The sequence below is a fragment of the Arthrobacter sp. JDC6 genome, from assembly GCF_056484025.1.
Genome location: NZ_CM151278.1, coordinates 1473794 through 1488096, shown reverse-complemented (window position 1 = coordinate 1488096; position 14303 = coordinate 1473794). Strand labels below are relative to the sequence as shown.

Annotated in this window: 9 protein-coding genes and 2 tRNA genes; 3 read left to right on the top strand and 8 right to left on the bottom strand. The window is 65.9% G+C overall.

Annotated elements, in window-relative coordinates; genetic code table 11:
• Positions 1-3 precede the first annotated feature (3 nt).
• From ACV095_RS06965 to ACV095_RS06955, 3 genes are all read right to left on the bottom strand, one after another.
• Complete coding sequence (locus ACV095_RS06965; protein WP_018768538.1) at positions 4-951, bottom strand: electron transfer flavoprotein subunit alpha/FixB family protein; 948 nt, start codon at positions 949-951, stop codon at positions 4-6.
• Positions 952-964: 13 nt separating this feature from the next.
• Positions 965-1756, bottom strand: a complete 792-nt coding sequence (locus ACV095_RS06960; RefSeq protein ID WP_018768539.1) for an electron transfer flavoprotein subunit beta/FixA family protein — start codon at positions 1754-1756, stop codon at positions 965-967.
• A gap of 239 nt (positions 1757-1995) precedes the next feature.
• Complete coding sequence (locus tag ACV095_RS06955; protein ID WP_056388129.1) at positions 1996-3567, bottom strand: S1C family serine protease; 1572 nt, start codon at positions 3565-3567, stop codon at positions 1996-1998.
• 283 nt (positions 3568-3850) lie between these two features.
• Between ACV095_RS06955 and ACV095_RS06950 the strand changes: the two genes are divergently transcribed.
• The 3 genes from ACV095_RS06950 (at position 3851) to ACV095_RS06940 (ending at position 8311) form a co-directional block, all read left to right on the top strand.
• Positions 3851-5899, top strand: coding sequence for a TPM domain-containing protein (locus ACV095_RS06950; RefSeq protein WP_478223166.1), 2049 nt, complete (start codon positions 3851-3853; stop codon positions 5897-5899).
• 107 nt (positions 5900-6006) lie between these two features.
• Positions 6007-6795 carry a PspA/IM30 family protein gene (locus tag ACV095_RS06945; RefSeq protein WP_018768543.1) on the top strand — a complete coding sequence of 263 codons (789 nt, stop codon included), beginning with the start codon at positions 6007-6009 and terminating at the stop codon, positions 6793-6795.
• 91 nt (positions 6796-6886) lie between these two features.
• Complete coding sequence (locus ACV095_RS06940; protein WP_134163783.1) at positions 6887-8311, top strand: cryptochrome/photolyase family protein; 1425 nt, start codon at positions 6887-6889, stop codon at positions 8309-8311.
• Between the two features lie 29 nt (positions 8312-8340).
• Here the strand turns inward: ACV095_RS06940 and ACV095_RS06935 are convergent, their stop codons facing one another.
• The 5 genes from ACV095_RS06935 to ACV095_RS06915 form a co-directional block, all read right to left on the bottom strand.
• Positions 8341-9273, bottom strand: coding sequence for a cytochrome b/b6 domain-containing protein (locus ACV095_RS06935; RefSeq protein ID WP_056388136.1), 933 nt, complete (start codon positions 9271-9273; stop codon positions 8341-8343).
• A gap of 138 nt (positions 9274-9411) precedes the next feature.
• Positions 9412-9485: transfer RNA gene (locus ACV095_RS06930), tRNA-Met, on the bottom strand.
• Positions 9486-9631: 146 nt separating this feature from the next.
• A tRNA-Met gene (locus ACV095_RS06925) sits at positions 9632-9705 on the bottom strand.
• Positions 9706-9841: 136 nt separating this feature from the next.
• The gene (locus tag ACV095_RS06920; RefSeq protein WP_186447752.1) at positions 9842-12820 is read right to left on the bottom strand and encodes a UPF0182 family membrane protein; all 2979 of its coding nucleotides are present in this window, start codon (positions 12818-12820) and stop codon (positions 9842-9844) included.
• Between the two features lie 162 nt (positions 12821-12982).
• Positions 12983-14197, bottom strand: coding sequence for a YlbL family protein (locus ACV095_RS06915; RefSeq protein WP_478223165.1), 1215 nt, complete (start codon positions 14195-14197; stop codon positions 12983-12985).
• Positions 14198-14303: the final 106 nt, after the last annotated feature.

Below are 14303 nucleotides of genomic sequence, written 5' to 3'. Positions count from 1 at the left end.
GATTCAGCCTTTTCGCTTCTTGATCTCGGCGGTGGCCTGCGGGAGGACTTCGAACACATCGCCGATGATGCCGAAATCCGCAATCTCGAAGACCGGGGACTCGGCATCCTTGTTCACGGCAACGATGACCTTGGACGTCTGCATTCCGGCTTTTTGCTGGATGGCGCCGGAGATGCCTGCGGAGATGTACAGCTGCGGGGAAACTGTCTTGCCGGTCTGCCCCACCTGGGCATCGTGGCTGATCCAGCCCGCGTCCGTGGCGGCACGGGAGGCGCCCACGGCGGCACCGAGGGCATCGGCCAGCTCTTCCACCGGGCCGAAGTCGCCGTCCATGCCGCGTCCGCCGGCAACCACGATCCGTGCGTCCGTGAGGTCGGGCCGGCCGCTGGCCACCTTCTGCTCACGGGCCGTGATCCGGGCGGCTGCAGCCACCGCGGGGACCTCAACCGTCGCTGTTTCGGGCGTTGTGGGTGCAGGGGCAGGTTCCGGGGTGACGTTGTTGGCCTTCAGGGTCAGCACGGAAACCGGGGTGGTGGCTTTGCAGTCCGTGTTGTACGAGCCGGCCAGGACGGACTTGTGGGCAGTGCCGTCCGGGTCCACGGCCACCACGTCAGTAATGACCCCGGCGTTCAACCGGATAGCCGCCCGCGCCGCGATCTCCTTGCCTTCGGGCGAGTTGTCCAGCAGCACGATGCCGGCGCCGCTGGCTTCAGCCGCGGCGGCCACGTAGGCGGCCTTGGGTGCCACCAGGAAGTCATCCAGGTCCTGGGCAGACGGGCGCAGGATGCTTTCCACGCCGTATTCGGCGAAGGTGGCTGCGGCGCCGTCGGAAAGGTCTCCGTTGAGCGCCACGGCGCCCCCGCCCAGGGAACGGGCCAGGGTCAGCAGCTCAAGGCTGCTCTTCTTGAGCGATTCGCCGGGGTTGTCGATGAATACGAGTACTTTTGCCATGTCGATGTCCCTCTTAGAGCAGCTTCTGGGCGGCCAGGAAGTCAACCAGCTTGATGCCGGCGTCGCCCTCGTCGGTAATGATGGTCCCTGCAGTCCGGGGCGGCCGCTGTTCCGCGCTGGCCACGCTGGTCCAGGAACCGGCGAAGCCGACCTGGGCGGGGTCCACACCGATGTCGGCCAGGGACAGTGTGGTGATGCTCTTGCGCTTGGCTGCGATGATTCCCTTGAAGTTGGGGTACCGGGGCTCGTTGATCTGGTCCGTCACGGATACGACGGCGGGCAGCGGCGCCTCTACGGTCTCCGAGGAGGTGTCGGCGTCGCGGCGGGCCGTCAGCCGGCCGCCGTCGACCTCCAGCGTGGAGGCAAAGGTCACCTGGGGCAGCCCGAGCCGCTCCGCCAGCTGCGCCGGGACAAGCGAGGTTTCACCGTCGGTGGAGGCCATGCCGGTGATCACCAGGTCCACGTCGCCCAGGTGGCGGACGGCCGCTGCGAGCGCAAGCGACGTGGCCGCGGCGTCCGAGCCGGCCAGGGCGTCGTCCGTCAGGTGAACGCCCTCAGTGGCGCCCATCTGCAGCGACTTCTTGACGGCGTTGACGGCTCCGGAGGGGCCCATGCTCAGGGCGATGACCTGGTTGCCCGCTTTGCTCCCGCCCCTCGCCTCGGCCAGCTGCAGCGCTGCCTCGAGGGCGTACTCGTCAAGCTCGGACAGAATGCTTTCGTCGCGGTCCACCGTGTTGCCCTCACCGTTGAGATGACGGTCGAACTGGGCGTCCGGTACATGTTTGACCAGGACTACGATCTTCAATGTCTCTTCCACTGTGTTTACAGCAGCCTTCCATGCTTGTGGACAGCCAGCCGGGTGGGTCATGGCCGCGGAATGCCCGGCAGGCGGGTAGCTCCTAGCTAACCATATCGGCGCGCCCCTGCGCCCTCTTCCGTTAACGCCTGTGTCAGGCCCTCACCGTGGCTCAGCATGACGACGGCGGCGCCCCCTTGGGTGGGAACGCCGCCGTCGTCATTGCTGCACGATGTTGCTGCCTGGCCTCAGCTGGCTGCGGCACCCAGCGTGACGTCGAATGTCTGTTCCTTGCCGCTGCGCTGGACCGTGATCTTCACGGTGGAGCCCGCCGGCTGTTCGCGGACGGCCGCGGTCAGCTGGTTCGGTTCGCCGATGGTGAGGTCGTTGAACTTGGTGATGACGTCACCGACCTTGATACCGGCTTTTCCTGCGGCAGAGTTGGGGTCAACGGTTGCCACGTCGGCCCCCACCGAGAATTCGGAGGAGGCACCCGACGTCTTGGCCTTGACGCTGACACCCAGCTGGCCGTGCGAGGCCTTGCCGGTGTCGATGATTTCCTGGGCGACGCGCTTGGCGTTGTTGATCGGGATGCTGAACCCCACGCCGATGTTGCCGCTCTGGGAAGTGGACGTCCCGGAGCCCGCGGAAGCAATGGCGACGTTGACGCCGATGATCTCGCCCTTGCTGTTCACCAGGGCGCCGCCGGAGTTGCCAGGGTTGATGGCAGCATCAGTCTGGATGACGTTGATGGCGATGGATCCCTCGCCCGCGCTTTGCTGGCTCTGGCCGCCGCCCGGAGGGGCGAACTGGAAGCCCTGGTCGCCGCCCTGGCTGTTGTCGCCGCCCTTCGGGGCTGCGGACGATGCAACGCTGATGGTCCGGTTGAGCGTGGACACGATGCCGTCCGTGACCGTTCCGGTCAGCCCCAGCGGGGAACCGATGGCGATGGCCGTATCACCCACGTTCAGCTTGGAGGAATCACCGAGGGTGGCAGGGGTCAGGCTTGACGTGTCGTCCACCTTGATGACGGCGAGGTCGGACAGGGGGTCGGTGCCCACCAGCTTTGCCGGCAGGACCTTTCCGTCACTGGTCCGGATTTCGAGGGTGGCATTGGCGGTCTGGCCATCGAGGGTCACCACGTGGGTGTTGGTCAGGATGTGGCCTTGGTCGTCAAGGACGATGCCCGAACCCGTGCCCCCTGAGCTGCCGCTGGTGGCACTGATGGTGACGACGCTGGGCGAGGCCTTCACGGCAGCCGCGGTAATGGCGTTGACGTCGTCCTTGTTGTTGACGATGACCGTGCCGGGCTGGCTGTTGCTGCCGACGGTTGAAGTGCTGGACCCGGTGTTCCCAAACAGTTCGCCGGCACCCACCGTAGCCACGCCGCCTCCCACAAGGCCTGCTGCGAGGATGCTGGCCACGAGGGTACCGACGCCAAAGGTTGCCTTCCGGCGCGGCGCGTCCTTGGGATTGGGGGTGTAGCCGGCGTTGCCGTTCGGCGTGCCGGGTCCCCCGCCGTGAACGGGCTGGCCTTCGTGGTGCTGCTGCTGGCCATAGTATCCGGACTGGCCGTAAAACGGCTGGCGCTGCGGATACACCGGACGTGGAGCTCCGGGCAACTCCTGGGTGTGGTCGCGCTGCTCCGCACCGCTGTAGCCGCCGGGCTCCTGGTCCGCGGTCCCGTTCCCATACTGAGTGGCCACCTGCCGGTCACCGGGCTGCTGCGCGTCCTGCTGCTGGCCCTGCCGCTGCCACGGGTTCCGGTTGCCCGCGTGGCTGTCCTCCGGGACCGGTCCTGGGGTTTGATTCTCAGTCATGGGACTTCCTTTCATCCTCGTCTGCCATTAACTATGGACCGTCCCGCTGGAACAAGCTCGGATGTTTGCTGAGAGCTTCCTGAACGTTCCGGTCATGTCCTTCTGGAGGGCGGGGCGTTTCGCTGGGGGCATATTCGCCGTCATGGACTGGCTGTGGGGTGCACCATAGAATCAAAGATGAATTGCCACAGCGACCTGCGGCTTCACACCAAGCGTGGGGGCGCTGTTGGATTCGACGACTGATTCGTCCCGAATCGGTGTCAGGCGTGCTGAAGGGTTGCACATGCGGTCAAAGTTCAAACGTTTCCTCGCCGTGATCGGCCTTGCCGGGCTGCTGGCGGTACCCGCCGGCGCCGCCTGGGCCGAAAACCCGGTCACCATCCCCTCCGGCACCAACATTGTTGATGACGCGAACGTCCTGGGCAGCCGGAAGGGCGAGGTCCAGGACGCCATCCAGAAGCTGCTGAAGGACCACAAGTACAACCTGTACGTGGTCACGGTTAAGTCTTTCGAGAACCCCACTGATCCCGCAGCCTGGAGCAATGCGGTGGCGCAGGCCAAGGGAATGGGCAAAGCAGACGCCATTCTTGCCATCGCCACCGAGCAGGGCAAGTACTACTTCTCGCCCAATTCCGCCAGTTCCATTTACTCCAAGCGCAGCAACATCACCCAGAACGCTGTCGCCGCCAACCTCGGGGCGGGCAAGCGCGACTTCGCCCAGGCTGCCATCGATACCGCCTCAGCCATCGGCGATGCCGCCGGCGGCGGCAGCGGCAATGTGTCATCCGGTGACGGGGCCGGCGCGGGCATCCTGGTGGGTGCCGGCGTGGTGGTGGCCGGCGGCGGCGCGTACCTGTATTACCGGAACCGGCGAAAGAAGGCCGCCGGCAAGGACGCGTCCAGTGGAAGCTACGGCCCCCAGGGCGCAGAACTGGACCCGCTGGCGTCACTGAGCGTGGAGGAACTCCGCCGGAAGAGCGGATCCCTGCTCCTCGAAGCGGATGACGCCATCAAGTCCAGCGAGCAGGAACTCGGCTTTGCCCAGGCACAGTACGGTGATGCCGCCGTCGGAAACTTCACCAAAGCTTTGGCGGAAGCGAAGGGCCACATGACGGAGTCCTTCAAGCTTCAGCAGCAGCTGGACGACCACATTCCGGACACCGAGGAGCAGCAGCGGACCTGGCTGGGCGAGATCATCCGGCGCTCGGAAGCCGCCCTGGCCTCCCTGCAGGAGCAGAAGGCGGACTTTGACTCCCTGCGTGAGCTGGAGAAGAACGCACCGCAGGCCCTTGCGGCGGTCAACACCGGAGCCCGCGAAGCGGACGCCAAGATCGCCAGCGCGGAGCAGTCCCTTGCCGCCATGCGGTCAAAGTACGCCGACAGTGCGCTGACCCAGGTCTCGGACAACATCGTGCAGGCCAAGGAACGGCTGGCGTTCGTCCAGAACGCCTCCGAAACCGCGCAGGAGAAGCTCGGCGAGGGCGAGAGCAGCCTGGCGGCAGTGGCCGTTCGCGCAGCCGAAGAAAGCCTGCACCAGACCAACGTCCTGCTGGATGCCATCGCCAAGGTCGCCGCCAATCTCGACCAGGCCCGCAACGGCCTCGAAGCGGCGGTGGTGGATACGTCCCAGGACCTGGCCCAGGCAAAGGCCATGATCCAGTCCGGCACCCACGCCGAACTGGCCGGTCCAGTGGCAGCGGTGGAGGCCGCCCTTGCCCAGGTGAAGACCGAAATCCAGGGTGGAAAGATTGACCCCATCGCCACCCTGCAGAGGGTGGAAACCGCGCACCAGTCCCTGGACCAGGCCCTGACCGGGATCCGGGACCAGCAGGAGCAGGCCCGCCGCGCACAGGCGTCGCTGCAGCAGACCATCATGTCCGCCCAGGCCCAGATCAGTGCCACCTCCGATTACATCACCGCGCGCCGCGGCGGGGTGGGCACCGAGGCACGCACCAGGCTTGCGGAGTCGCAGCGGAACCTCGACTACGCACTCTCCATTGCCCGCACCGACCCCGTCACCGCGCTTACCTACGCGCAGCAGGCCCACGCCCTGGCAGCACAGGCCGCACAGCTGGCCCAGGCCGACGTCGAGCATTTTGACGGCTATGCCAACCAGGGCTTCGGCCGTGGCGGCATGTTCGGCGGCGGAGGCGGCGGCGGACTGGGCGGCGCCATCCTGGGCGGCATCCTGATCAACTCAATCCTCAACGGTGGCCACGGCGGCTGGGGCGGCGGCGGCGGCTGGGGTGATGGCGGTGGAGGCGGCGGCTTCGGCGGGGACGGCGGCTTTGGCGGCGGTGATTTCGGCGGCGGAGACTCCGGCAGTTTCTAAACACTTCCGTCGGAACACGCTGGAGAACCCGGCGGGCGGACAGAAGCACGACACCACTGTTCACGGACGTCAGTGGTCAACACAGAGCAGGACGAAAGGCAAACACCATGGTTAAGCAGTCCATTTTCGGCCGGATCGCGCAGCTGGCAAAGGCCAATATCAACTCCTTGCTGGACAACGCCGAGGATCCGCAGCGGATGCTGGACCAGATGGTCCGCGACTACACCAACAACATCGCCGAAGCCGAGTCCGCCGTGGCGCAAACCATCGGCAACCTCCGCATGCTGGAAGACGACTACAACGAAGACGTCAAGAACGCCCGCGACTGGGGGAACAAGGCACTGGCCGCCTCCCGCAAGGCTGACGAGTTCCGCGCCGCCGGCGACGTCGCCGACGCCGAGAAGTTCGACAACCTGGCAAAGGTCGCCCTGCAGCGGCAGATGGCGGCCGAGAACGAAGCCAAGGGCGCAGAGCCGAGCATCGCCTCCCAGCGCGAGGTGGTGGACAAGCTGAAGACCGGCCTGGACCAGATGAAGAACAAGCTCAACCAGCTGACCAGCAAGCGCAACGAACTGGTGGCCAGGTCCAAGACGGCAGAGGCGCAGTCCCAGGTGCACGACGCCATCAAGAGCATCGACATCATGGACCCCACCAGCGAAGTGGGACGCTTCGAAGAAAAGATCCGCCGCGAAGAGGCCAGGGTCCGCGGCCAGGAGGAACTGGCAGCGTCCAGCCTGGATGCCCAGTTCAACCAGCTGGAGGACCTTGGCGAGCAGACGGAGATCGAGGCCCGGCTGGCCGCTTTGAAGGCCGGCGGCGCCAAACCTGCCCTCGGCGCCGCCAACGCCGCGGAGTCCGAGGCAACCGTGGAGGAAGCGGACTTCGACAAGCTCTAAGGCCAGCCAGCACCACACAGTCGAAACCAGGCGGTGGCCGGGACCCCGTGGTCCCGGCCACCGGCATGTCCGCAGTGTGTAGCGTGGAGCCATGACCTCCTCTGAAGAGACCGCCCTGGTCTGGCTGCGCGATGACCTTCGCCTGGATGACAACCCCGCCCTCAACTCCGCCGCCGCGCTGGGCCTGCCGGTGACAGTGGTGTACGTCCTGGATGAAGAATCTGCGGGCATCCGGCCGCTGGGCGGTGCAACCCGGTGGTGGCTGCACCACTCACTGGCACGATTGGCTTCCTCCCTCGAGGCCCGCGGCTCGCGGCTGCTCCTTCGCCGGGGGCCGGCCGGGCGGGTGATTAAGGAAGTGGCTGTGCACGCCGGAGCAACGCACTTGTTCTGGAACCGGCGGTACGGTCAACCCGAGCGCAGCATCGACGCCGCGGTCAAGGAGTGGGCCGGGGAGAACGGCCTGGAGGCGTCAAGCTTCCAGGCAAACCTCCTGTTCGAGCCCTGGACGGTCAAGACCGGCTCCGGCGGCCCCTACAAGGTGTTCACTCCTTTCTGGCGGGCATGCCTTGCCGGCCAGGAGGTCCGGGACCCCCAGGAGCCTCCGGCCCGGATCCCGGGACCCCCGCAGGGCGGCCGTCTCCAGGCCGGCGACGACCTCGACAGCTGGCGGCTGCTCCCCTCCTCCCCCGACTGGAGCGGCGGCCTCTCCGCCACCTGGATTCCCGGCGAGGAAGGCGCGCGCCACCGGCTGGCGGACTTCCTGGACGGCCCTGCCGAGGAATATGGAACCGGACGGAACCTGCCCGGCATCGAGGGAACCAGCCGTCTGTCACCCCACCTGCGTTTCGGCGAAGTCAGCCCGTTCCGGGTGTGGCGTGAGATCCGCCAACGTTTCCCGCATAAGGTGCCGGCCGACGTCGGAATTTTCCGCTCGGAGCTTGGCTGGCGGGAATTCTGCTGGCAGCTGCTGTACAACAACCCGGACCTGGCCACCCGCAACTACCGGCCCGAATTCGACCGGTTCGCCTGGCAGCAGCCGGGCAGGAGTGAACTCGCGGCCTGGCAGCAGGGACGCACGGGTTACCCCCTGGTGGACGCCGGGATGCGGCAGCTCTGGCAGACCGGCTGGATGCACAACCGGGTGCGGATGGCCGCGGCCTCGTTCCTGGTGAAGAATCTGCTGGCCGACTGGCGGATTGGAGAGCAATGGTTCTGGGACACGCTGGTGGACGCCGACGCCGCCAGCAATCCGGCCAACTGGCAGTGGGTGGCCGGTTCCGGCGCGGACGCGTCGCCGTACTACCGGATCTTCAATCCCGTCACCCAAAGCAGGAAATTCGACGCCGGCGGCCGGTACCTGCGCGAGTTCGTTCCCGAGCTCGCGGACCTGGACAACAAGTCCATCCACGAGCCCTGGAAGACCGGGGTCCCGGACTACCCGGAACCCCTTGTGGAGCTTCCTCAGTCCCGGGAACGGGCGCTGGCTGCCTACCAGCAGCTCAAGGACGGCTGAGCCGCCCCGGCTGTGGGGTGCCGGGTGGCTTAGCGGCTGACCTTGCCCATGAGGGAGGCGATGGGCCGCAGGAAGACCGGGCGGGCCAGGAACCACGCGGCCGCCATGACGGCCACGGAGGCCAGGAACACCCAGAAGCCGAACCAGCCGTCGTCGTCCCGGACCCCGTACATGTGGTTCAGGTTCCGCAGAGCACCCGTGGTGAGCACCAGGAAGACGTGGACCACGATGAAGGCCACGAAGTAGATCATCACCGGGAAGTGGACGGCGCGGGCCCATTCGATCGGGTAGGCCTTGTTCAGGCCGGCAGCCTTCTTTGGCCAGGCGGAGGACATCCGCAGGCCCGTGATGAACGCCAGCGGAGCGGCGAGGAAGACCGTCACGAAGTAAGCCAGGAGCTGCAGCGCGTTGTAGTTGATCCAGCCGTCTTCCGTGGGCCAGTCCAGCGAGGCGTATTGCAGCGCGGCCGACAGGGCGTTGGGGAAGACATCCCAGCTGGTGGGGACGATGCGCATCCATTGCCCGGTGGCGAACAGCAGCACGGCAAAGACGAGCCCGTTCAGGATCCACAGGGCGTCCAGCGTCAGGTGGAACCACAGTTCAAGGCTGATCTTGGTGGGCGCGTTCCTGGTGCGGATCAGGCCCTTGTTGTTCCGGGTCCAGTGCCCGCTGGGCCGTGTGGTGGTCCGCACCTGCCATCCGGTGCGGATGATCAGGAGCAGGAAGAAGGCGTTGAGGAAGTGCTGCCAGGCGAGCCACGCGGGGAATCCCACCGGGGCGCCGGCCGGCAGTGCCGACTGGCCCGGGTAGTCGGTGACAAAGGACGCGACGGCGGGCAGTCCCACGACCAGCCTGGCCGCCAGAACCACCAGGACCAGCGCCACGAGGACAGCAGGAACCGCCCAGTAGAGCCGGGACCGCTTACCCGTCGCGGCGCCGGGTTTCTTCGTGGGTGTGGCCATCGAACAACATACCTCTCAAGAATGACTGGGGCAGCCCGCAGATCGCGGGACCCTTCGAAAGAGAATACTAGGAACTGTGCGCATCCAAGGAAAAGAAAGACCCCGGCCGGCGTAACTGCCGGTCGGGGCCTTCATAAGTTGCGGGGACAGGATTTGAACCTGTGACCTCTGGGTTATGAGCCCAGCGAGCTACCGAACTGCTCCACCCCGCGTCGCTTGATCAACACTACCCTACTTTCACGGCCGGCCTGACCACACATCCACCAGGCCCCCTTGGGGTTCGACGACGGTCCCGGCGGCCCCAGCGGAGAAAGCAAAAGACCCGGACATTGTTTCCAATGTCCGGGCCTTTCCTCAGTTGCGGGGACAGGATTTGAACCTGTGACCTCTGGGTTATGAGCCCAGCGAGCTACCGAACTGCTCCACCCCGCGTCGCAAGAACTACTTTACCGGGAGATGAACCGCAGGCCAAATCGAAGCGGCGTGACGTCCGTTACGCCGGCCCGGCACCTGCCCCCATGGGGCTCGGATGCCGGGCCGCCGCCGTCGTGCTGCCGTGCCCGTCCTGCTACCGGCCCGCTGACGGGGACGGCGTTGCCGAGGGTGAGCTGGAAGCAGCGGGGGCCGGGCTTGCCTCCGGAGCGGTGACCGGGATCTTGGCCTCGGCGTCCATCGCCTTCTTCAGCGCGGCCGCCACCTTCTTCTGCGCCTCGCCATAGGCAGCGAAGTCGCCTGCCGCCAGTGCCGACTGGCCGGACTGGATGGCCGCATTCGCCTCGTCCAGGGCCGCCTTCAGCTGGGCCTTCGCGTCCGCAGCGGCCGGTGTCGCAGGCGCTGCCGGGCCGGCCGGCACCTGGCCGTTGTTGGCGGAGTCACCCGCTGCTGCACCGGAGTCACCACCGAAGAGCTGCTTGAGGGCCGCGTCAAGCGTTGGCGCGAAGCCCACCTTGTCCCCGAAGGCCACCAGCACGCGTTGCAGGGTGGGATAGGACGTCTCACCGGTGGACTTGAGGTAGACAGGCTGGACGTAAAGGATGCCGCCGCCGACGGGCAGGGTGAGCAGGTTGCCGTTCAGCACGTCCGACGCACCCTGCCGCAGCAGGTTCAGTGCCTGCGAAACAGTGGGATCGGAGTTGAACTTGTTCTGCGCCTGGCCCGGACCGGGCACCTGCGTTTCCGGCGGGATCTGCAGCAGCCGGAGCTTGCCGTAGCCGTCGGCCTTCACACCGGCCTGGTTCCCGGCATCCGAGTCAGCGGCGAGGAACCCGTACAGGACGTTGCGGGCATTGCCGTTGACGATCTGCGGGATGAACGAGGACGTCAGCTGGAACGCAGGCTTCTGCTGGTCCGGCATCTGCAGCGACATGTAGAACGGCGGCTGCTTCACGTCCGTATCCACCGTGGGATCGGCAGGTACGCTCCATGCGTCGTTGTTCTTGTAGAAGCTGGTGGGATCCGTCACGTGGTACTGCCCCAGCAGCTCACGCTGGACCTTGAAGAGGTCCTCCGGGTAGCGGACGTGGCTCATCACCGCGCCGGACATCTCCGAGTACGGCTTCAGGGATGAGGGGAAGACCTTCTGCCAGGCCTTGAGGACCGGGTCCGTGTCATCCCAGGCATAGAGGGTGACCGAGCCGTCGTAGGCATCCACAGTGGCCTTGACCGAGTTGCGGATGTAGTTCACCGTGCTGTTGGGCAGGGCCACGGCGCGGCCGGAGCTGGTCTGCGAATCAGTGGTGGCATCCGAGAGCTGCTTCTGCTGCGAGTACGGGTAGTACTGGCTGGTGGTGTAGCCGTCCACGATCCATTTGACCCGGCCGTCCACCACGGCCGGGTAAGCGCCGCCGTCAACGGTCAGGTAGGGTGCAACCTTCTGGACACGCTCGCGGGGGCTGCGGTCATACAGGATCTGCGACGCCGGGTTCACGCCGTCCGAAAGCAGCAGGTCCGAGGACTGGAACTTGATGGCGTAAAGGATCTTGTTGAAGAAGGATCCAACATTGGGCCCGCCGTTCCCCTTGAACGTGTACTGGGTTTCGCCCTCCCCTTCCTTGCCGGAAGGGCGGTCCTGCTCGCGCGGGGTGGCGCCGTCGGGTGCGCCGACGATCGAGTATTCGGGCGAGGACTCGCCGAAGTAGATCCGCGGCTCGTAGGTTGTATCGTTGCCCAACACGCCGGTGGACGGAATGCCGGACTGGAGGAATTCAGGCTTGCCGTCAACCGTGAACTTGTTGCCCTTGGCCGCCACAACCCCATAGCCGTGGGTGTACACCACATGCTGGTTCAGCCAGCCCTGCTGGTTGGTTGCCACGTTCGTGGGATTCAGTTCCCGCACGGCGATCACGGTGTCCTGGATCTTGCCGTCCACCTCGTAGCGGTCCACATTGAGGGCCTTGGGGAACTGGTAGTACGGGCGGTACTGCTCCAGCTGAGCAAACGCGTCCGAAATCAGGTTCGGGTCCAGGAGGCGGATGTTGGCAGTGGTCTGGGCGTCCGGCGCCAACGCGCCGGTACTGGCCGTGTTGGTGGCGTCGTACCGGGTTTCCTGGATGCCGTCCAGGCCGTAGGCCTTGCGCGTGTTCTCGATGTTGCGCTGGATGTACTTGCTTTCCAGCGTCTGCTCGGACGGGCGGACCTGGAACTGCTGGATCACCCAGGGATAGACGCCCCCGGCCAGGATGGAGGTGATGATCAGCATGGCGGTACCGATCACCGGAAGGCGCCAGCGGCCAATCACGGCGGCCACGATGAACAGGATGGCCACCAGCACGGCAGCCACGGCGAGGATGGCCTTGGTGGGGATGACGGCGTTGACATCCGTGTAGAGGGCGCCGGCCCAGCGGCCGCCGTTGCTCTGGACGGAAGAGTAGCGGTCGAGCCAGAAGTTGACGCCGAGGAGCACCAGGAAGGCGGCGCCGGTCACGGCGATGTGGATCTGTGCCGCGCGGCTGGTGAACACGCCGCGCTCCATCAGCCGGATGCTGCCGTACAGGTAGTGCGTGAGGATGCCGGCGATGCCCGCAATCACCACCACGCTGATCAGGAACCCGGTCACAAAACCGAGGAACGGCAGGGTCATCAGGTAGAAGCTGATGTCCATGTTGAACTGCGGATCGGCCTCGCCGAAGCCAACCTGGTTGAAGAACAGCAGGACCTTCTGCCACTGGCTCGCCGCAGCGCTGCCCGCAAACAGGCCGAAGAGGACCGGCAGGCCCACCATGACGATGCGCCGGACCGGCTCCAGCTGCGCCTGGTACCGGTTGAGGTTGTCCCTGATTTCGGAGTCCGGCGCGTAGACCGGCCGGGCGTTGTAGGCAATGCGGATCGAAAAGAAGACAGCCGCGAACATGATGGCGAAGCCGGCCACGAAGGTGGCGATCTTGGCCAGGTTCTCGGTGACGAAGACTTCGATGAAGCCCAGTTGCCGGTACCAGAGGACGTCGGTCCAGACGTTGGCGAAGAAAATGAAGCCCACTACCACCAGGGCGACAATAATCAGGGTGGGCGTCAGCACGCCGCGTCGTGAAGGGGGCCTGCCGGTGGACATGGTGCTGGCGGGACGGGACAAACTGGGTACCTCATAGCTGGTCGTCGAAATATTCGAAGCGTGCGAGCGACGTACGGTACCGGTCAAACGGCTGGTTTCGTCCGTCAACTGTGCCACGAGTGGCGGTAAAGCTTAGTTCCTGTGAGTCTAGTTGCGCCCAGTCTATTTGCTGGCGCAGGCCGGGAGCGCGGATGTGTCCTGGCCGCTTCCGGCCAGTTCCACGGCATGCCGGGCTTCCGAGAGGTTTTCCACGCGGACCACCTGGAGGCCGTCGGGAACGTGGCCGGCCACTTCGTTGCAGTTGCCGGCGGGCGCCAGGAAAAGGGTGGCACCGGACGAACGCGCACCCCGCATCTTTTGCCCGATGCCGCCGATGGGTCCCACCTTGCCGTCAGGCGAGATGGTGCCGGTACCCGCGATATGTTTTCCGCCGGTGAGGTCCCCCGGCGTAACCGTATCGATGATGCCCAGCGAGAACATGAGCCCGGCACTGGGCCCGCCCACCTTGTCCAGGGAGATCTGGACCTGGAAGGGGAAGCTGAAGAGGTACTTCAACATGACACCGAGGATGAAACGGCCCTGGCCGTTGTCCTTGGGCGTGACCTGGACGGTGACGGGCTGGCCGGCGCGTTCCACCGTTACCGATACCGGGGCACCCTTGCCCGAGGCCAGCTCATCCTGGATCACACTGAGGGCGGTGATGTCCCTGCCGTTAATGGATTTGAGGATGTCCCCTTGCTGGATCCTGCCGGCGGACGCGGAATCCTTGGACAGGTCCGCGGCCTGGAGCTGTTGGCTGAAGGGAATCCCGAGTTCATTCAGGGCGGAGGCCACCGCGTTCTCCTGGGACGTGGCCATGGCCACCGCACTCTGTTCCTGGGCCTCTTCCTTCGTTGTGCCCGTGGGATAGATCAGCTCCACCGGGTACACGGCTTTGGAGTTGTCCAGCCATGCCGAGAATGCGTTGAGGATGCTGACCGGGCCATTGGGGCCACCGTCAACGTACACGGTGGTCAGGTCGAGGCTCCCGGCAGCCGGATACGTTTCGCGGCCGCTGACGTTGATGACCGGATGTCCCTGGCTCTCCCCCAGCGTGTTGTAGGTGGGCCCGGGCGATTCAATGACATACGGCACCGGAAGCGTCCCCACGGCAATTCCCAGCCCCAACGCCGCCAGCCCGGCAACCATCATGGTGGAAAGCCGCCTGCCCGTGCCGCCGCCGTCGGACGCGCCGGGGCCGCTGCCTTCAACTGCCTGGCCGCCACCGGCCCCGGAGCCTTCGGGCGGGCTGCCGGCACCAAACGGACCGGGATTGGAGAAAGGGGGAAGATCGGGAACGTGGTCCTCTGAAGGGTGGCCGCCACGGGTTGTAGTCACCCCACCAACAGTACGCGGTGGTGGTGCGACGGGGCGCTTTGCCTAGAGCGAACGACGGCGGCGGGCGGCAGACAGCCGACCCCCACCGGGGTACCGTGAAGGTTGA

Bases quoted from the DNA above. Each gene is read 5' to 3' on its own strand.
- ACV095_RS06945 (WP_018768543.1), top strand. From the start codon at position 6,007: ATGGTTAAGCAGTCCATTTTCGGCCGGATCGCGCAGCTGGCAAAGGCC.
- ACV095_RS06965 (WP_018768538.1), bottom strand. From the start codon at position 951: ATGGCAAAAGTACTCGTATTCATCGACAACCCCGGCGAATCGCTCAAG.
- ACV095_RS06935 (WP_056388136.1), bottom strand. From the start codon at position 9,273: ATGGCCACACCCACGAAGAAACCCGGCGCCGCGACGGGTAAGCGGTCC.
- ACV095_RS06920 (WP_186447752.1), bottom strand. From the start codon at position 12,820: ATGTCCACCGGCAGGCCCCCTTCACGACGCGGCGTGCTGACGCCCACC.
- ACV095_RS06950 (WP_478223166.1), top strand. From the start codon at position 3,851: ATGCGGTCAAAGTTCAAACGTTTCCTCGCCGTGATCGGCCTTGCCGGG.
- ACV095_RS06955 (WP_056388129.1), bottom strand. From the start codon at position 3,567: ATGACTGAGAATCAAACCCCAGGACCGGTCCCGGAGGACAGCCACGCG.
- ACV095_RS06940 (WP_134163783.1), top strand. From the start codon at position 6,887: ATGACCTCCTCTGAAGAGACCGCCCTGGTCTGGCTGCGCGATGACCTT.